The 17,495-nt window shown below is 72.0% G+C and carries 21 protein-coding genes and 1 pseudogene; 11 read left to right on the top strand and 11 right to left on the bottom strand.

Translation table 11 applies throughout. From position 1 onward, the window contains the following. Window positions 1–17: 17 nt before the first annotated feature. Window positions 18–350 (bottom strand): hypothetical protein, encoded by a 333-nt coding sequence (locus tag FLV34_RS36990; RefSeq protein WP_261986043.1) that lies wholly within the window; start codon window positions 348–350, stop codon window positions 18–20. A gap of 97 nt (window positions 351–447) precedes the next feature. Here FLV34_RS36990 and FLV34_RS37000 point away from each other — a divergent pair. Continuing rightward, a pseudogene (locus tag FLV34_RS37000) lies at window positions 448–1,730 on the top strand (MFS transporter). Further along, the gene (locus FLV34_RS37005; RefSeq protein ID WP_142650991.1) at window positions 1,694–2,092 is read left to right on the top strand and encodes a VOC family protein; all 399 of its coding nucleotides are present in this window, start codon (window positions 1,694–1,696) and stop codon (window positions 2,090–2,092) included. The pseudogene FLV34_RS37000 and the gene FLV34_RS37005 overlap by 37 nt, the downstream one beginning before the upstream one ends. Window positions 2,093–2,122: 30 nt before the next feature. On the opposite strand, the gene FLV34_RS37010 is transcribed toward FLV34_RS37005, so the two are convergent. Continuing rightward, window positions 2,123–2,830 (bottom strand): helix-turn-helix domain-containing protein, encoded by a 708-nt coding sequence (locus FLV34_RS37010; RefSeq protein WP_185949074.1) that lies wholly within the window; start codon window positions 2,828–2,830, stop codon window positions 2,123–2,125. Window positions 2,831–2,893: 63 nt separating this feature from the next. Next, window positions 2,894–3,067 carry a hypothetical protein gene (locus tag FLV34_RS40950; RefSeq protein WP_187280832.1) on the bottom strand — a complete coding sequence of 58 codons (174 nt, stop codon included), beginning with the start codon at window positions 3,065–3,067 and terminating at the stop codon, window positions 2,894–2,896. 112 nt (window positions 3,068–3,179) lie between these two features. Here FLV34_RS40950 and FLV34_RS37015 point away from each other — a divergent pair, with 112 nt between their 5' ends. Beyond that, window positions 3,180–3,503 carry a VOC family protein gene (locus FLV34_RS37015; RefSeq protein WP_142650989.1) on the top strand — a complete coding sequence of 108 codons (324 nt, stop codon included), beginning with the start codon at window positions 3,180–3,182 and terminating at the stop codon, window positions 3,501–3,503. 14 nt (window positions 3,504–3,517) lie between these two features. Here the strand turns inward: FLV34_RS37015 and FLV34_RS37020 are convergent, their stop codons facing one another. Then, window positions 3,518–4,279 (bottom strand): SDR family oxidoreductase, encoded by a 762-nt coding sequence (locus tag FLV34_RS37020; protein ID WP_142650988.1) that lies wholly within the window; start codon window positions 4,277–4,279, stop codon window positions 3,518–3,520. A gap of 160 nt (window positions 4,280–4,439) precedes the next feature. Between FLV34_RS37020 and FLV34_RS37025 the strand changes: the two genes are divergently transcribed. Next, window positions 4,440–5,252 (top strand): helix-turn-helix domain-containing protein, encoded by an 813-nt coding sequence (locus FLV34_RS37025; protein ID WP_142650987.1) that lies wholly within the window; start codon window positions 4,440–4,442, stop codon window positions 5,250–5,252. A 290-nt stretch (window positions 5,253–5,542) separates the two neighbouring features. Here the strand turns inward: FLV34_RS37025 and FLV34_RS37030 are convergent, their stop codons facing one another. After that, window positions 5,543–6,493 carry a YafY family protein gene (locus FLV34_RS37030; protein ID WP_147945348.1) on the bottom strand — a complete coding sequence of 317 codons (951 nt, stop codon included), beginning with the start codon at window positions 6,491–6,493 and terminating at the stop codon, window positions 5,543–5,545. Window positions 6,494–6,681: 188 nt separating this feature from the next. Between FLV34_RS37030 and FLV34_RS37035 the strand changes: the two genes are divergently transcribed. Together FLV34_RS37035 and FLV34_RS37040 are read left to right on the top strand one after the other, a co-directional pair. Further along, window positions 6,682–7,119, top strand: a complete 438-nt coding sequence (locus tag FLV34_RS37035) for a carboxymuconolactone decarboxylase family protein (RefSeq protein ID WP_315985225.1) — start codon at window positions 6,682–6,684, stop codon at window positions 7,117–7,119. Between the two features lie 31 nt (window positions 7,120–7,150). After that, window positions 7,151–7,753: a YdeI family protein gene (locus FLV34_RS37040; RefSeq protein WP_147945350.1), complete on the top strand. Its 603-nt coding sequence runs from the start codon at window positions 7,151–7,153 to the stop codon at window positions 7,751–7,753. Window positions 7,754–7,876: 123 nt separating this feature from the next. Here FLV34_RS37040 and FLV34_RS37045 read toward each other — a convergent pair whose 3' ends face one another. Then, window positions 7,877–8,914 carry a YafY family protein gene (locus tag FLV34_RS37045; RefSeq protein ID WP_147945351.1) on the bottom strand — a complete coding sequence of 346 codons (1,038 nt, stop codon included), beginning with the start codon at window positions 8,912–8,914 and terminating at the stop codon, window positions 7,877–7,879. Window positions 8,915–9,049: 135 nt separating this feature from the next. On the opposite strand from FLV34_RS37045, the gene FLV34_RS37050 reads away from it, so the two are divergent. Beyond that, on the top strand, window positions 9,050–9,472 hold the full coding sequence (locus FLV34_RS37050; protein ID WP_142650982.1) for a VOC family protein: 423 nt from the start codon (window positions 9,050–9,052) through the stop codon (window positions 9,470–9,472). A gap of 16 nt (window positions 9,473–9,488) precedes the next feature. Next, window positions 9,489–10,613, top strand: coding sequence for a winged helix DNA-binding domain-containing protein (locus FLV34_RS37055; protein ID WP_147945352.1), 1,125 nt, complete (start codon window positions 9,489–9,491; stop codon window positions 10,611–10,613). A gap of 207 nt (window positions 10,614–10,820) precedes the next feature. Here FLV34_RS37055 and FLV34_RS37060 read toward each other — a convergent pair whose 3' ends face one another. Genes FLV34_RS37060 through FLV34_RS37070 form a run of 3 tightly spaced genes read right to left on the bottom strand, consistent with a single transcriptional unit; the run spans window position 10,821 to window position 13,331 of the window. Next, window positions 10,821–11,621, bottom strand: coding sequence for an ABC transporter permease (locus FLV34_RS37060; RefSeq protein WP_142650980.1), 801 nt, complete (start codon window positions 11,619–11,621; stop codon window positions 10,821–10,823). After that, entirely contained in the window at window positions 11,621–12,394 is a 774-nt protein-coding gene (locus tag FLV34_RS37065) for an ABC transporter permease (protein WP_147945353.1), read from the bottom strand. Before FLV34_RS37065 ends, FLV34_RS37060 begins: the two co-directional genes overlap by 1 nt. 1 nt (window position 12,395) lies before the next feature. Beyond that, window positions 12,396–13,331 (bottom strand): ABC transporter ATP-binding protein, encoded by a 936-nt coding sequence (locus FLV34_RS37070; protein ID WP_221890000.1) that lies wholly within the window; start codon window positions 13,329–13,331, stop codon window positions 12,396–12,398. 197 nt (window positions 13,332–13,528) lie between these two features. Between FLV34_RS37070 and FLV34_RS37075 the strand changes: the two genes are divergently transcribed. After that, window positions 13,529–13,978: a universal stress protein gene (locus FLV34_RS37075; protein WP_142650978.1), complete on the top strand. Its 450-nt coding sequence runs from the start codon at window positions 13,529–13,531 to the stop codon at window positions 13,976–13,978. A gap of 110 nt (window positions 13,979–14,088) precedes the next feature. Here the strand turns inward: FLV34_RS37075 and FLV34_RS37080 are convergent, their stop codons facing one another. Further along, window positions 14,089–14,844, bottom strand: a complete 756-nt coding sequence (locus FLV34_RS37080; protein WP_147945354.1) for an ATP-binding protein — start codon at window positions 14,842–14,844, stop codon at window positions 14,089–14,091. A 200-nt stretch (window positions 14,845–15,044) separates the two neighbouring features. Here FLV34_RS37080 and FLV34_RS37085 point away from each other — a divergent pair, with 200 nt between their 5' ends. Next, window positions 15,045–15,443 carry a DUF3224 domain-containing protein gene (locus FLV34_RS37085; protein ID WP_142650976.1) on the top strand — a complete coding sequence of 133 codons (399 nt, stop codon included), beginning with the start codon at window positions 15,045–15,047 and terminating at the stop codon, window positions 15,441–15,443. 100 nt (window positions 15,444–15,543) lie between these two features. Here FLV34_RS37085 and FLV34_RS37090 read toward each other — a convergent pair whose 3' ends face one another. Continuing rightward, the gene (locus FLV34_RS37090) at window positions 15,544–16,884 is read right to left on the bottom strand and encodes an FAD-binding oxidoreductase (protein WP_147945355.1); all 1,341 of its coding nucleotides are present in this window, start codon (window positions 16,882–16,884) and stop codon (window positions 15,544–15,546) included. A 269-nt stretch (window positions 16,885–17,153) separates the two neighbouring features. On the opposite strand from FLV34_RS37090, the gene FLV34_RS37095 reads away from it, so the two are divergent. Beyond that, window positions 17,154–17,495, top strand: a 342-nt coding sequence (locus FLV34_RS37095; RefSeq protein ID WP_315985226.1) for a sigma factor, incomplete at its 3' end; no start/stop codon positions are given.

Below are 17,495 nucleotides of genomic sequence, written 5' to 3' on the forward strand. Positions count from 1 at the left end.
CGTCAGCTGCGCACGCGTCACACACGCCGATCTACCGGATCAGGCCACGACGGACAGGCGAATCCCACAAATTGATCACAACCCGATACGCGCCCTAGGTTCAGCAACGCGTCGCGGCCGCCGTGGCCGCCCTGCACCGTCCACCGCAGGGAAGCCGTGCGCCAGGCGGCCACGAAGATCTCTACGGCCAGCCGGACGCGCACCTCGTCGACATCGGCGCGGCCGCTCACCACATTGACCAGGGCCAGGGTGGTGTCGTGGCAGTAGCCCAGGCTGTGCGCCTGCAGCGCGGGGACGGCTTCCGACAGCTCGCGGGCGGCCAGGAAGCGGCGATCCCAGTCGGGGTCCATGGCGCTCAAGGTGGTGTTCAACGCCACGCGGAGTGCCTCGATGAGCGGGCCGTCGATCACGCTGGCGGTGGTGCTGCTCGCCTTCATCAACGTGCCGATGTCCATCTCCGGTGCAGCCGTGGCGCCGCCCGGCATCGGCGCGGACCTGCATACCGCGGGCGCGCCGCTGCAATGGGTCATGAACGCCTACAACCTGACGTTCGCCTCGTTCATGCTGGTGACCGGGTCAGCGGCCGACCTGGTGGGACGCCGCCGCATCTTCCTGGCCGGCGCGGGGCTGTTCGCCGCCGGTTCGCTGGCCTCGGCGGCCGCCCCCGGCATCGTCCTGCTGGACCCGGCCCGCGCCCTGTCGGGCATCGGTGCGGCCGGGGTGTTCGCCAGCGGCGGTGCGATCTTGGCCACTACCTTCGACGGCGCGGGCGCACCCGCGCGTTCGCGGCGCTCGGCAGCGCCGCCGGGCTCGGAGTGGCGGTCGGGCCGGCCCTGTCGGGCAGGCTGGTCGGCGCGCTGGGCTGGCGCGCCACCTTCGGGCTGTACGCCGCTTTGGTGGTTGTGGCGCTGGCCGGCGTCGGTTACGTCGCCGAATCGCGTGCCGAGCAGCGTCCCCGCCTGAACGTGACCGGCGCGGTGGTGTTCGTCGCCGGCCTGGGCGCGTTGGTTCTGGGCGTGGTCCAGGGCCCGGAATGGGGCTGGGCCAGCGCCGGTACGCTCTCGCCGCTGGTCGCCGGCGTGGGCCTGCTGGTGGTCTTCGTCGTCCTTCAGGCGCGTGCCTCCGCCCCGCTGCTCGACCTGTCGCTGGTGAAGAACCGCCGATTCCTGGCGTTGTGCATGGTGCCCGTGGTCGCGGCGTTCGGCTTCGTGACGCTGCTGACCTACCTGCCCACGTACCTGGTGGGTGCGAGCGGCTTCTCCCCGCAGCGCGCCGGAACGATGCTGCTGTTGATGACCGCACCGGTGCTCCTGGCTCCGCCCCTGGCCGGTGGGCTGGTGAACCGGGGCATGCCGACCCGCGTGCTGATCACGATCTCCTTGGCGTTGCTCGCCGGCGGAAACGCCTGGCTCACCGTGATCGGCCCGGACACCTCCGCCGCCGTCATCGCCGGGCCGCGCTGCACGGAGCGGCCGCCGTGTGCGCCGCAGGCACGGTGGCCATCGCCGCGGCACTGGCCCGGCCACACCACGACGTCGCCGCAACCCCCGACCCCGGCGCCGTCCCCCTGCCTGCCGAGGTCACCTCTGACCAAGCATCGTGACACCGCGCCGCATCGACGCGCGTGCGCCACCCCGGCGCGTGTCCGATACGTTCAAGACGGCCGGCCCGCCCGTCTCCTAGCGTGGGCGTCATGGCACCGACGTTCGATCTCATCGGCCTGGTCGTGACCGACATGGCCGCCTCCCTGTCCTTCTACCGCCGGCTCGGGCTGGACATCCCGCCCTCCGCCGACACCGAGCCTCACGTCGAGGTGACCCTTCCCGGCGGGCTGCGTCTCGCGTGGGACACCACGGAGACCGTCCGGTCCTTCGACTCCTCCTGGTCGCCCGCGAGCGGCGGGCCCCGCGTCAGCCTCGCCTTCCGCTGCGACACCCCCGCGGAGGTCGACCGCCTGTACGAGGACCTCGTCGCGGCCGGCTACGAAGGACACCTCAAACCGTGGGACGCGTTCTGGGGGCAGCGCTACGCCGTCGTGCACGACCCGGACGGCAACGGCGTGGACCTGTTCGCCGCCCTGCCCACCACCTGACGGGCTCCACCGGGCCGGAGGGCCCGGTGGTCAGCGGATCAGCGCGCCGAGGGTCACGCCGGTCAGCGACCTCACCTCACGAGACAGGTGGGCCTGGTCGGCGTACCCGGTCACGGCGGCCACCACGGCCGGCGGCGTGCCCCCGCGGGCCAGGTCCACCGCACGGTTCATCCGCAGGATGCGGCCGAGCGTGCGCGGCCCGTACCCGAACGCGTCCAGGCACCTGCGGTGCAACCGCCGTTCGCCGACACCCGCGTCCGCGGCGATCCGCGCGACCGGCAGGCCCGCGCGCACGCCCTCGACGACCGCTCCGACGAGAGCGGCGTCGACGCGGCGGGGCGCCGTGCCCAGGCGGCGCGCCGCCTCCTCCTCCAGCACCGCGCCCAGACGTGCGAGAACGTCGGCGGCCTCCCCGGCCCGCTCCGCCAGCCGCCGCGCCTCGGCGCCCGGCCACAGGTCGGCCAGCGGCACCCGCTGGTCGCGCAGCTCGTGCGCCGGGACCCCGAAGACCATCGGGCCGGTGCCCGGGCCGAAACGCAGCCCCACATAGCGGGCGCCGGGCCGGTCGGTCACCACGTGCGCGGCGGTGTCCGGCCCCGCCACCAGCAGCGCGCCGTCCGCCCAGATCACGTCCATGCACCCGTCCGGCAGCACCCGCCGCTCACCGGCCGCCGAGCCGGGGGAGGTGCTCCACCACAGCACCGCGTCCGGCACCCGCGAGGCCCTCTCCCGGTACATGCCTGGCATTATCCCTCGTGCGCGGCTCCCCCTACGAAAGGATCAGCAGGTCGCAGGCGGGGATCAGCGGGGATTGCCCGCCCGCAGCCGGCCGACGTAGTCCGTCACGGCCCGGTCGAGATCCCACGCCAGGCCGCCGTGGAAGATTTCGGGCGCGCCGGCGAGCGCCGCCAGGCGCAGCAGCCGCCAGGTGCGCCAGTCCTCGCCACTGAGACGGCGTACGACAACCGGGGTCATGCTCACGCTCCCTCGCTCTTCCTCGCAAGATCCCCCTTCTGCCATGGTCGAGATCCGGCCCGGCCCGGACAACCGGGCCCGGCCTGATCGGTCCGTACGCCGAGAGGGAGCTATGAGCATTCGCCTGGGTGGCGTGGTCATCGACGCCAACGACCTCGACGGGCTCGCCGCGTTCTGGAGCCGCCTGCTGGAGCGGGACATCACCCGCCGCGAGGACGACTGGATCAGCCTGGGCCCCGGCCTGGCCCTGCAACGCGTCCGCGAGCCCAAGACCGTGAAGAACCGCGTCCACCTGGATCTGGTCGCCGACGACTTCGCCGCCGCGGCCGCCCGCGCCGCCGCGCTCGGGGCCACCCCGGTGGGGGAGATGCACGAGGATCTCTGGCAGGTCTGGCGGGATCCCGAAGGCAACGAGTTCTGCCTCTGCGTGTCCTGACGTACGGGAGGGGCCTACCGACGGCCCGGGAGCGTCGCGAGCGCCTTCGACCGCTGCGCGACCAGATCGGCGTACGTGCCGTCGCGCTCGGCCCACCGGTGCATCAGCACGCCCTTGACCAGGATCTCGTGGGGCGTGGGGTCGGTCTGGAGCAGGTCCATCACCTCGGTGGCGAACGCGGCGAGGTCGAGCGCGCGGGGGTTGATCCGCGCCTGCTCGGGCGTGGTGGCGACGGCCGGGGGAACCAGCTCGGCCACCTCGACGCCCGTGCCGTCCAGCTGCGCGCGCAACGCCTCGGTGTAGGCGTGCACACCGGCTTTCGACGCCGCGTACGTCGGCATGAGCGGGAACGGCAGGAACCCGATGCCCGAGCTGACCGTGATGACGGCGCCGGCGCCGCGCCCGACCAGGTGCGGGGTGAACGCGTCGATGACGCGGATGGTGCCGAGCAGGTTGGTGTCGATCGTCTGCTGCGCGACGCTGAAATGCGCGGGATCGCGCAGGTCCTCGGGGATCATGACCCCCGACATCGTCACGATCGTGTCGAGGCCCGGGTGACCGCGGAGCACCGCGTCGCGGGCACGATCGACACTGTCCTGGTCGGTCACGTCGATGGGAACGGTGCCGAACCCCTCGGCCGCGAGCCGGCCGAGCAGGTCCGCTCGCCGGCCGCCGACGATCACGGAGCTGCCGGCCGCGGCGAAGCGGCGGGCGAGTTCGAGCCCGATTCCCGACGTGGCGCCGGCGATGAAGACGGTGCGGTTGGTGATGTCCATGGATTTCTCCTGCTCAGGGCGGGTCGGTGGCAAGGCCGGTCGGCGCTGCGCCGCGGCGTCTTCAGTGTCGATTCGCGCTCCGGCCGGGGGCAGTGCCCCCGTCTTCCGGGGTCCTGTCAGGGCCCCCTTGGTCAGAAAAGTCCGAAATACGATGGCGGGCATGACCGACGACCGCGCCAACCTGCTCGGCGACTACCTCCGCGCCCGCCGGGCCCTGGTCACCCCGCAGCAGGCCGGGCTCGCGCCGGGGCCGAACCGGCGCGTACCCGGGCTCCGCCGTGAAGAGGTCGCCATGCTCGCGGGCATCAGCGCCGACTACTACCTGCGGCTGGAGCGCGGCCGCGACAAGAATCCCTCAACGCAGGTGCTCGAATCGCTCGCGCGGGTCCTGCATCTCGACGAGGTCGAACAGGAATACCTTCTCGGCCTGGCCGCCGCACGCCCGAAATCCCGGCGGCGCAGGAAGCCCGAACGCGTCCCCGCGCGGTTGCACCAGCTCCTGGCGAGCGTGCAGGTTCCCGCCTTCGTGGAGGGGCGCGCGTTCGACGTGCTCGCCTCCAACCGGCTCGCGGTCGCGCTCTCTCCGCGCCTCCAGCCCGGGTACAACCGGCTGCGGTCTCTGCTGCTCGATCCCGAGGAGCAGGCGTTCCAGCAGGACTGGACACGCTCCGCGGAAGGCTTCATCGCCGCCTTCAGGAAGTACGCCGGGGACGACATCGACAACCCGCGGTTCGTGGAACTGGTGGGCGAGCTCGCCCTGTCGAGCGAGCGCTTCCGTACGCTCTGGGCGCGCCACGACATCCGCACCCTCGACGGCGGCACCACCACCGTCAACCATCCCATCATCGGCGAGCTGCGCCTGCACCGGGACAAACTCCCCGTGGACGACCTGCTCCTGGTGCTCTACTACGCCGATCAGGGCAGCGAGAGCGACGAGAAACTCCGCCTCCTCGCCTCCATGGCCTCTCGTTAGCGGACGAGTCACCAACCGCCACGTGCCGGCCGTCTCGCCGCTGCGCGGGAGCCGGAGAACAAGCAGGCGAACCGCGCGCGGCGGAACTCTTCCGCGACTGGAGGGCCGGAAACTCCCGGAAAACGCCCCGAAAGGCGCCAAGAAGTGCCAGAACGAAACGGAAACCCGTCAGTGCGCGAGCGAGACACCTCCTCGTCGCTGACGGGTTTCCGCGATGCCACGCTCGGTCACCGACCTGCTCACCGACCGCGTCACCGGGCAAGGCCCCGGCCACTGACACCCGGCCCGGGTCACCGGTTGTCCTCGAGAAGCCGCCGGGTCCGGGCCAGGAACGCCTGGCGGACCTCCTCCGGGTGCAGGATCCGCAGCGGCCGGCCGAGGCTGAGCAGATAGCGGGCCAGGCTGTCGGCGTCCGGCCCGCCGATGTCGACGATCGTGGCGTCATCGCCGTCCGGGCGGTGGACGCCGACCGTCGACGGCACCAGCCTGCGGGCCTCGTCGGCCGGTACGGCCAGGCGCACGGTCACCCGCACCGGATAGGGCCTCCGCGCGATGCCCGTACCGACCGTCTGCGCCGGATCCGGCGGGTCGGGCAGGGCCGCAGCCCGCCCGGTGGCGGCGGCGTCCACGATCCGCTCCGTACGGAACGTGCGCCAGTCCTGCCGCGTCAGGTCGTAGGCGAGCAGATACCAGCGGCGGCCCGTGTAGATGAGCCGATAAGGATCCACGTGTCGCGTGGACGTCGTCCCGGCGCCGTCGCGGTAGGCCAAGCGGGTGCGTTCGCCGCGCCGGCACGCGGTGGCCAGATCGAGCAGCAGCGCGGGGGAGATCTGGCCGTCGTCGGGGTGCGCGGTGTGGGTGAACGCGCCGTCCAGCTCGCCGAGCCGGGCCGCGATCCCGGCCGGCAGCACCTGGCGGAGTTTCAGCAGCGCCGACAGGGCCGCCTGGTCGCTTCCCGAGACCCCGCTGAACGCGGCGGTGCGCAACCCGACGGCGACCGCGAGGGCCTCCTCCTCGTCAAGGATCAGCGGCGGAATGCCGGCCCCGGGCCCGAGGTGATAGCCGCCCCACGGGCCCATCTCCGATTCGATGCCATAGCCGAGCTCACGCAGCCGGGCGATGTCCCGGCGCACCGTCCGCTCGGTGATCTCCAGCCGGGCGGCGAGATCCGCGCACGTCCACGACGGCCGCGCCGACAGCAAAGACAGCAGCCGCAGCAGCCGCGCCGAGGTGTTGACCACGGCTCACAGTCTGCTCGATAACCAGGACCGTTTCTGACCGGGTCATCCCGTAACGTCGCCGGCACGGCCGAGAACCTCCCGGCCGGAAAGTCCACGACGACGATGACCGCTGCCGGGGTGCCTTGGAATGACGGGCCCCGGGCGGGGGCGCACGCGACAGACGAGGGGCACAACCCATGGAAGCACGCATGAAGAGCGTGGCGAACCCCGACGTGACCACCGCGATCCAGCACCTGTTCAAGGCCGTCCACGCCGGTGGCGTGGACCTGCGCGTGCTCGAGCTGGTCCATCTGCGGGCCGGCCAGATCAACGGCTGCAGCGCCTGCGTGTACGCCGGGGTCGCGTCGGCGAGGAAGCATGGGGAGAACGACGAGCGGCTGCACGGTGTGGTGGCCTGGCGGGAGGCGCCGTTCTCCAGTGAGGCCGAGCGGGCGGCGCTCGCGCTGACCGAGGCCGCCACCCGGATCCAGGACGGCGCGCCGGGCGTGACCGACGACATCTGGGACGACGTCACCGCCCAGTTCGGCCGGAACGAGCTGTCCGCGATCATCCTCAACATCGCGCTCACCAACTTCTTCAACCGGATCAACCACACGCTCCGGGAACCGGCCGGCACGGCCTGGTGACGGCGGGCGGATCACCAGGGGGCACACGACGATGAGCGACGAACTCCCGGAACTGACCGTCACCGACGCCCGGGCCTGGAGGGAGTGGCTCGGCGAGCACCACGACGGCTCGGCAGGGGTGTGGCTGGTCCTCGCCAAGCAGAACACGACCCGGCCCACCAGTCTGACGTACGACCAGGCGCTCGACGAGGCCCTGTGCCACGGCTGGATCGACGGCCGGCTACGACGGCGGGACGAGACCACCTTCTTCCGGCGCTTCACCCCTCGCGGACGGCAAAGCGCCTGGTCGGAGCGGAACGTTTCCATCGTCACCCGCCTGATCGGCGAGGGCCGGATGCACCCGGCCGGAACGGCCGAGGTCGAACGCGCCAAGGCCGACGGCCGCTGGGAGGCGGCCTACGCGGGCCAGGCCGGCATCGAGGTGCCCGCCGACCTGGCCGCCGCACTGGCCGCCGATCCCGGAGCACAGGCGATGTTCGACATCCTCACCGCCCAGAACCGCTACGCCGTCCTCTATCGGGTCGCCAACGCCAAACGCGCCGAGACCCGGGCCCGCCGTATCGCCCAGTTCGTCGGCATGCTCGCCCGCGGCGAGACGATCCACCCGCAAAAGCGCACCCTCGACGATCGCTGACCCGCACCGGGGCGGGCAGCACTCCGCGGGGCGCCTCGCCACAGGCACCCGGCCCATCCCGGCAGACGACGAGGGGGCCGGTGTAGGGGCGGCTGAGGGTGAAGCCGGCGGCCGGTGCCCTGACTACGACGCCGGGGGCGGGTCGAGGCGGCCGGGGAGCGGGGACGCGGACGCGCCGCCCGCGGCCCTGGCATAACGGCGGGCCAGGTGCGCGAACGCCTCCCTCAGCTCGGCCGGGCCGACGACCTCGATCTCGGCGTCGAACCTGCCGATGGCGGCGGCCAGGCCGTGCCACGACCACGAGCCGAGGACGAGCCGGCAACGGCCCGGGCCCAGCTCCTCCACGACACCGTCCCGCACGTACGCAGACACCACGGCGGCAGGCAGGCCGAGGACCACCTCACCGCGGCAGAGCCAGTCACCCGACCCGTCGAAGCCCCGGAACCTCTCGGCCACGAAAGCGGCCACATCACCTCCGGGCACCTCGCGCGACGCGAAACGCGGCCCCGTGGGGGAGCGCGGCGCCATCCGGTCGGCACGGAAGGTGCGCCAATCCTCCCGGTCGAGATCCCAGGCGACCAGATACCAGCGCCCACCCCAGGTGACCAGATGATGCGGCTCCACCCGGCGCGGCGGCGCCGGCACCCCGCCGTCACCCGCTTGCGGCGAGAACGCGGCCGCGTAGTCGAAACGCAGCACCTCACCGGCATGGACCGCCGCGCTGAGCGCCACGAGCACGCTGCCGTCGACCCGTACGTCCGGCCGCGTCGCGGGCCGCTCGACGGCGGTGACCTGGAAGGTGTCGATCCGGTGACGCAGCCGCGCGGGCATGACCTGCCGGACGGTGTTCAACGCACGCGCCGCCGCTTCCCCGACGCCGGCGCCCGTCGTGGTGACCGTCTGAAGCGCCACGGCCAGGGCGACGGCCTGATCGTCGTCGAACAGCAACGGGGGCAGCCGCGAACCGGCCTCCAGCTGATATCCGCCGTCGGGCCCCTTGAAAGTCGTGATCGGATAACCGAGCTCACGCAGACGGTCGACGTCACGGCGGACCGTACGCGTGCTGACGCCCAGCCGCCCGGCCAGCTCCTCACCCGACCAGTTGCGGCGGGCCTGCAGCAGCGACAAAAGCGCGAGCAGCCGCGCGGACGTCTTCGGCATGACACCCATCCTGCTCAAGAAGAGGACGCATGCTGTCCGCTACCCCTGAAACCGTGAGGTCATCGACGCCGGCCGACGACGCATGCCCGGCCGCTTCCGGCGTGTGTACGACAGATCGCAAGGCGAGGAGCCACCATGTCCATCACCACCACGACCCACCTGAACTTCCACGGCGACGCCCGCGCGGCGCTCGGCTTCTATCACTCCGTCTTCGGCGGAAACGTCGTCGCCATCACCTACAAGGACGCGGGCAACCCCCAGAACCCCGGCGAAGCGGACTGGGTGATGTGGGGCCAGGTGACCGCGGACAACGGCTTCCACGTCATGGCCTACGACGTGCCCTCCCACACACCCTGGAACCCGGGCGAGAACGCCGTCTTCGTCTCCGTACGCGGCGACGACACCGACGAGATCACCGCCCTGTGGCACAGGATGGCCGCCCGCTCCACCATCGTGCGGCCGCTCGAACCCGCGCAGTGGGCACCACTCTACGGCATGCTCAAGGACCCCTTCGGCGTCGTCTGGGTCCTCGACGTCGCGGCCCCCTACAACGGCTGAGCACACCCGCGACGCCATGACCGTCCTCGACAACCGCGCGCTCAACCGCGCCACGCTCGCCCGGCAGTTCCTGCTCGACCGCACCGGCGCACCGGCACTCGACGTCATCGCGCACCTGTGCGGCATGCAGGCACAGGAACCGCAGGAGCCGTTCGCCGGACTGTGGTCGCGGGTGCGCGACTTCCGCCCCGCGACCCTGGACGGCCTGCTGACCGGGCGGCACGTGGTGCGCACCCACCTGATGCGCCGCACCGTCCACCTCGTCACCGCCGCCGACGCGCTGGCCTGGCGCTCCCGGCACGACACCATGCTGCGCCGGCGGGTGCTCACCACCTACCGCCGGGAACTTGCCGGGCTCGACCCGGACGAAGTGGCGGCGGCCGGCCGGGAGGTCATGGCCGACGGACGGCCCCGCACGATGGCCGAGCTCGTCGACGCGCTCGCCGTCCGCCGGCCCGCCCCACCACGCAGGGCCCTGGGCGAGCTGCTCGTCGCCGCGCTCATCCCCATGGCCCAGCTGCCCCCGCGCGGACTGTGGCGCACCAAAGCGGGGGTACGCAACCTCCCCCTCGCCACCTGGCTGGGACGCGACATCGCCCCGCTGCCTGCGGACGGGTCCGACCCGGCCGGTCAGGCGCTGGTCCGCCGCTATCTGGCCGCCTTCGGGCCCGCCACCTCCGCCGACCTGCGCGCCTGGTGCGGCCTGGCCGGGCTGCCCGCCGCGGTCGACGCCGTACGCGGAGAGCTCGTCGCCTTCCGCGACGAGCGGGGCCGGCAACTGCTGGACCTGCCCGACGCGCCGCGCCCCGACCCCGGCACCCCCGCCCCCGTGCGCTTCCTGCCGGCGTTCGACAACGCGATCCTCGGCTACCACGACCGCAGCCGCATCGTGGACGACGCCCACCGCGGCCTGTCGGTCGCCGGCGCCCGCGTCGTCCTGGCGGACGGCCGGGTCTCCGCGACCTGGGACGCCACAGCAGGTGCCACAGCCGGCACCACAGTCGGCACCGTGACCGTCACCCCGCTGCGCCGCCTGTCGCGCTCAGAACACGCCGCCGTCATCGAGGAGGGGAGGTCGCTGGCGGCGTTCCTGTCGGACGGCGACAGCGACCGCGTACGGATCGACCCGTCCGCCGCCTGAGCGCCGGAACGACCGAACGCCGGAACTTTGGCGCCAGCGGCGGGCGTGGCGCGGCGGCGCCATCGGCCGCGCCCTGTTCACCACCGGGTTCACCGCCAGGTTCGCATCATGTGCCCGACATCGTGTGGCGGACATCGTGTGGCCGACATGGGGTGGCCGACATGGGGTGGCCGACATGGGGTGGCCGACGTCGTGTGGTTCACATCGTCAGTCGCACAGCACCCGGGTCAGGCGCCGGGAGGCGAACCAGACCCCCGCCACGGCCAGCGCGGCCAGGTAGACCGCATGCCCCACCAGCCCCCACCCCAGCACACCCATGCACAGGCCCCGCACCAGCTCCACCGCGTGGTAGAGCGGCGTGACCTGGATCAGCACCTCGACCCCGACCGGATAGTCCTGCACAGGGGAGAACGTCCCGGAGAACAGGAACAACGCGAACTGCCCGGTGCCCATCAGGTCGAAGTCCTGCCAGCCGCGCATCAGCGTGCTGACCGCCATCCCCAGCCCGCCGAAGGCCAGCCCCACGAGCACGGTCGCCGGAAACGCCGCCACCGCCCAACCGGGCTCGGCCAGCCCCATCGCCACCATCACGACCAGGAAGATCACGGTGTAGAGCGAACCCCGGACGATCGACCACACCAGCTCGCCCACCGCGACCTCGACGGGCCGCACCGGCGTCGCCAGCACCGCCTCGAACGTCTTCATGTATTTCAGCTTGAAAAAAAAGTTGTACGTCGTCTCGGCCAGGGCCCCCGACATCGCCGACACCGCCAGCATCGCCGGCGCGACGAACGACGCGTACGACATGGTCCGCCCGTCCACCGTCAGGTCACCGACCAGCGCGCCGACGCCGACACCGATCGACAGCAGATACAGCAGCGGCTCGAAGAAACCCGACAGCAGCACGATCCAGTACGACGGCCCGGAACGCAGCGCCCCTACGTTGCGGCCGATGACGGCGCCCACCCGGCCGGGGGAGACCCGGGACGCCACCAGCGTCGTCACCATCAGTCCTCCAGCCTCCGGCGGAACGCCCGCACCGCCAGGAAAAGACCCGCCGCCGCCCACACCAGCAGATAGCCCACATGCGCCGGAACCGGCCACACCGTCGCACGGCCGAGCGTCGCCGCCCGGCACAGCTCCACCGCATGCCACAGCGGCGAGGCGTACGCCAGCGGGCGCAACACCGGCGTGAGCTGCTCGACCGGGAAGAACACCCCCGCGAACAACGTCGAAGGAAGAGCCACCAGCCGAAACACCAGGGAGAAGTAACTGTCATGGTCGATCGTGGCGGCGAACGCCGTCACCGGCGCGGCCACCGACACCGTCAGCAAGGCGCACACCAGCGGGGTGACCAGCGCCCACGGCGAGTGCAGCCCGCCGAAGAACACCACCACGACCAGGAAGGCCACGACCGCGATCGCCACCCGGAACACCAGGTAGAGCAGATGCCCCCGGACCATGTCCATCGGCTCCACCGGTGTGGCCCGCATCGCGTGATAGGCCCTGACCCACTTGAAGTCACCCAGCACCGAATAGGTCGACTCACCCACCGCGATCTGGAAGGCCGTCGAGGCGAGCACGCCCGGCACGATCCACGACAGGTAATCGACCCCCTGCACCCGGCCGATATAACCCCCCACGCCGATGCCGATGCTCAGCAGGAACAGCACCGGCAGCACGAACGAGGAGAACACCGACGCCTGCCACAGCCGCCGGTAAAGGGTCAGGTGCCGCTCCAGCACCGCGATCGTCGGATGCACCCCATGCGTCACGGCCATCTCAGTCCACCAGCGTCCGGCCCGTCAGATGGAGGAACACATCCTCCAGCGTCGACCGCCGCACCAGCACACTCGACGGCTCCAGGCCGCGCCGGTGGACCTCGGCGAGCGCGGCGTCGCCGTCGTCCACGTAGACCAGCACCCGGTCGGGCAGCGGATCGACCCGCTTGCCCACCCCCTCCAGCGCCGCCGCGTGTCGCGGCCCCGCCTCGGGCATGCCGGGGAACCGCAGCTCGACCACCTCGGCCGTCGAGTAGGTCTCGATCAGCGACCTCGGCGACCCCTCCGCCACGATCCTGCCGCCGTCCATCACGACCAGCCGGTCGCACAACTGCTCGGCCTCGTCCATGTAATGCGTCGTCAGCACCAGCGTCGTGCCCCGCTGCTTGAGCCGGAACAACCGCTCCCACAACAGGTGACGGGCCTGGGGGTCCAGCCCCGTCGTGGGCTCGTCGAGCAGCACGAGATCGGGGTCGTTCACCATCGCCCGCGCGATCGTCAGCCGCCGCTTCATGCCTCCCGACAGCGGCTCCACCTTCCCGCCCGCGCGATCGCCGAGCTGCACGAACTCCAGCAACTCGTCGGCCCGCCTGCGGCTCTCCGCCCGCGACAGCCCGAAATAACGGGCGTACGTCACCAGGTTCTCCCGCACCGTCAGGTCGGGATCGAGATTGTCGAGCTGCGGGCACACCCCCAGGCGCGCGCGGATCCTCGGCCCGTCGTGCACCGCGTCCATGCCCAGGATCCGCAGCTCACCGGTGGTCGGCGTGGACACGCACCCGATCATCCGCATGGTCGAAGACTTGCCGGCCCCGTTGGGCCCGAGGAAACCGAACGCCTCTCCCGGCGCAACGTCGAGATCGATCCCGTCGACAGCGGTGAACTCCCCGAAGCGTTTGACCAGGCCGCGCGCGTAGATCAAAGGTTGATCGGCCACGATCCGAGACCCTAACCAACGGCCCCGACATTTCCGCAACAGGTTATCCGCGCCGCCCGGACCGGCCCCGCCCCGCCTCCCCGGCGGCACGCGAAAACCGCCGCGCGCCACCACCGGCTCCGCCCGAGATCACTGGAGATCCGTCCGGGCCCGGGCCCGGATGCGGCCGCCCCCGGGGGAGCCGTACCCTGACTTGCGTGAACACGTTCGAGCTGGGCACCGACGGCCCCCGGGTGATCCTCGTCGGCATCGACGGCTCGGAGACCTCCCTGCGCGCCGCCGCCTACGCCTGGGGCCTCGCCCGCCGCCAGGGTTCGCACGTCGTCCTCGTCTACGTCGCCAACCCAGGGGCGATCACCACGATGGTCCCGGCCGCGTCGGCCTCGGTGATCGAGGCGGGGGAGGAGATCGCCACGGACCTGCGCGCGCAGGTGGAGCTCTTCGCCAAGACCGCCCACTCCCGTGTCGACTACACCTTCCGCACCGAATACGGCGACGCCGCCGGCGTCCTCGCCAGGATCGCCGACGAGATCCGGGCGGACGCGGTCGTGGTGGGCGCCTCCACGCAGGCCGGTCACCGTTTCATCGGCTCGGTCGCGCTCCGCCTGGTCCGCACCGGCCGCTGGCCGGTCACCGTCGTCCCCTAGGCACCACACAACAGGCACCACGCAACAGGAGCCGCACGACAGGAGCCGCGCGACAGGAGCCGCGCGGCAGGCATCGCGCGACGTGCCGGGGGATCAGACGTGCCAGGAGATCAGCGGCGCTCGGGCGGCCCGGACACGTCCAGCGCCCGCAGGCCCTCCAGCACCCGCAGCAGCGTCGCCTCGTCCGGGCCGTCATCCCGCACGCCCACCGGATGCCGCCGCACCCGCCGCGGCAGCATCCCCGGCGGTGCCTCCACAACGGTCTCAACAGCGGTCTCAACAGCGGTCTCCGCAACCGTCCCCGCAGGCACTCCCGCCGACGTCACATCAGCGGCGGCCGCGTCCTGCGGGCCCGCAGCCGGAGCACCCGCCGTCCCCGGCGAGCGCGCCTCCTCCGGCGGCGCGATGGCCAGCTCACACCACACGATCTTGCCGCGGTCCGGCGCCGAATAATGACCCCACCGCCGGGCCAGACTGCCGACCAGCACGAGCCCCCGGCCGCTTTCGCCCAGCTCACCCCCCGCGTCGCCGTCCGGCACCGGCTCGCGGTCGCTGACATCCCACACCTCGATGAACAGGCTGCGCCGGCCCGGCGCCACCCGCACCCGCAACGCCACCGTACGCAGGGCCACCGGGAACATCGACGAGGCCATCGGCGGGCTGACCACGGCGTCCGTCGCCCGCACCGCGTTCGTCACCAGCTCGGAGACGACCAGCTCCGCCGTCTCGGCCAGATCCGCGAGCTCCCACCCCCGCAACTGGCACCGTACGAACGCGCGTGCCCGGCGCGGGGCGGTCGCGGCCGACCCGAACACCTTGTACGCGGTCCTGCGGCCCTCCTGGGAGGGAAAAGGCGAGATCAGCATTGCGATGGAAGGCCCTGGACGGACCGGCCGGCGAGGACCGGGACGGCCGGTCGGGGAACACCCATGCCTCCGATCATCTGTCATGAGCGGCTGCAAGGTGGCGGGCTTCACGGCATTCGCCTAACTTTCTCCTCCCGATCATCACCCCGGCGCCGCCCTACCTGACGGAAGATGACAGGAACACGCGGCACGCTGGGCACATGAACGGACACGCCACCGGCACCTTCGACATCACCAACTGGACCGAACTGGCCACCGAGGAGAAGGAGGGCGCCACCTTCGGCCGCAACGCCATCGCCAAGACCTTCCACGGCGACCTCACCGGCACCAGCACCACCGAGATCCTCACCGTCGTCACCCCCGAAGGCCCCGCCGCCTACGTCGGCGTCGAACACTTCGACGGCACCCTCCACGGCCGCAAGGGCACCTTCGCGCTCCAGCACAGCGCCGGCAGCCACAACGGCGAACAGTGGCTGAAATGGCAGGTCGTCCCCACCAGCGGCACCGGCGAACTGGCCGGCCTCACCGGCGAGGGCACCATCCGCGTGGACGGCGACGGGCACCACTACCTCCTCGACTACACCCTCCCCGAGGACTGATCACCCCCATCCGGCCACCCCCATCCGGGTGGCCGCCGGCGCATGGCGAAACCCGCCGGCAGACCACCACACCGCCGCCTGACGCGCCCGGCAGGGCGGCCTACCGAGGCCGCACGTTGTGGTTGCGGGCGAACAGGTTGCCGGGGTCCCACTGGCGCTTGACCGCCGCCAGCCGCTCGTAGGTCCGCGGCGGATAGACCGCCGCCACATCCTCCTCGCCCGCCGAGGCGAGGAAGTTCACGTACGCGCCGCTCACGTGGGGCGCGAGCCTGCCCCAGATCGCCTCCAGGCCCGGCAGCGCGGCCTCCACGACCGGCGCCGGCCCCGCGACCGTGGTCCCGATCATCAGCTCCGCCCGGCGATGTGCGTACGCCGTGGCGTCGCCGGGCACCCGGGCCACCGCGCCGCCCAGGCTGCGTACGGAGATGAACGGCGCCCCCTCCGCCGCCCCGGCCGCGGCGAGGATCCGCAGGGCCTCGGGCACCGACTCCCTCCCGACGAACCCGCTCCGGGTGAACAGGCGGATCCCCGGCGGCGCGACCATGCCGTCCACGAGCGTGTCGGCGTACGGCCGCAGCGCCACATCGTCGGCGATCACCGTGCCGAGCCGGCGGATCGGATCGATCGCCCGGGCAGCGAGGTGCGGGTCGTCCCCGTCGAAGGCGACCTGCACCTCGATCGGCGCCAGAGGGCCACCGGCCAGAGGATTGGCGAGGTTCGCGATCGACGTCAGATCCTCCGGCGCCGCGCGCAGCAGGTCGGCCCACCCCTGGAGCACGGCGGCGGCCTCCTGCGCGGGGAAGGCGATCTTCCCGAAGAAGACGTCCGTCGTCGGATGCGCCGCGAACTCGAACGCGGTCACGATCCCGAAGTTGCCACCGCCACCCCGAAGAGCCCAGAACAACTCGGCGTTGTCCTCCACGCCGGCCCGCACGACCTCTCCACCGGCGGTCACCACCTCGGCGGCGACCAGGCTGTCCAGCGCCAGGCCGTGCTTCCTGACCTTCCAGCCGATGCCGCCGCCCAACGTCAGCCCGCCGACACCGACGCTCCTGGTGTCGCCCGAAGAGATCGCCAGCCCGTGCGGGGCCAGAGCGGCCGCCACCTGACCCCAGGTCGCGCCGCCGCCGATCCGCACGATGTGCCGCTCCTTGTCGACGACCTCGACCGTCGCGAGCCCGCTCAGATCGATCACCACGCCGCCGTCGTTCGTGCCGAAGCCCGGGAAGCCGTGACCGCCGCCCCGCACGGACAGCACAAGCCCCGCCTCCGCTGCGAATCTCACCCCCGCCCGCACATCCCCGACGCTCCTGGGCCGCAGGACACAGGCCGGACTGCCCTGCACCAGCGCGGTCCGCCCGGCCGACGCGTACTCCGCCGCTCCCGGTTCGATGACGTCGCCGCCGAAGTCACGGCGAAGGGTCTCAAGCGCTGCGTTCATGACTCGTGTGCTCCTCACTCGCGATGTGCCGCGCCGAGCACCGGCGCGGCGTCCTGACGAGCAAGAGATCCCGGCCACCCGAAACCTGTGACGGCACCGTCGTGTGACCTGCGTCACCCATCCCTGGTGTCACAAAGCGGCGAGCGCCGGGATCGTATGGACGCAACGGCCGAGAACCAGCAGACGAGAACCAGCAGACAGGAAACCCGCGCATGAGCGAGAGACCAACGCACGCGCCGCAGCCGCTCGGCGACCGGACGGAGCCCGCCATGGACCGGGCCGTGGACCACGCCGTGGACCCGGCCACCGCGGCCTTCGTCGCCCACCGCAACCTGCTGTTCACCGTGGCCTACGAGATGCTCGGCTCGGCCGCCGACGCCGAAGACGTGCTCCAGGAGACCTGGCTGCTGTGGGCGGGCGTCGACCTCCACGCCGTACGCGACCAGCGCGCCTACCTCGTGCGCATCACCACCCGCCAGGCCCTCAAACGACTCCGTACGCTCGGCCGGCGCAGGGAGTCGTACGTCGGGCCGTGGTTGCCCGAGCCGTTGCTGACCGCGCCGGATGTGGCCGAGGACGTGGAGCTGGCCGAGAGCGTGTCGATGGCGATG

It is taken from the genome of Microbispora sp. CSR-4, from assembly GCF_008033685.1.
Classification (GTDB): domain Bacteria; phylum Actinomycetota; class Actinomycetes; order Streptosporangiales; family Streptosporangiaceae; genus Microbispora.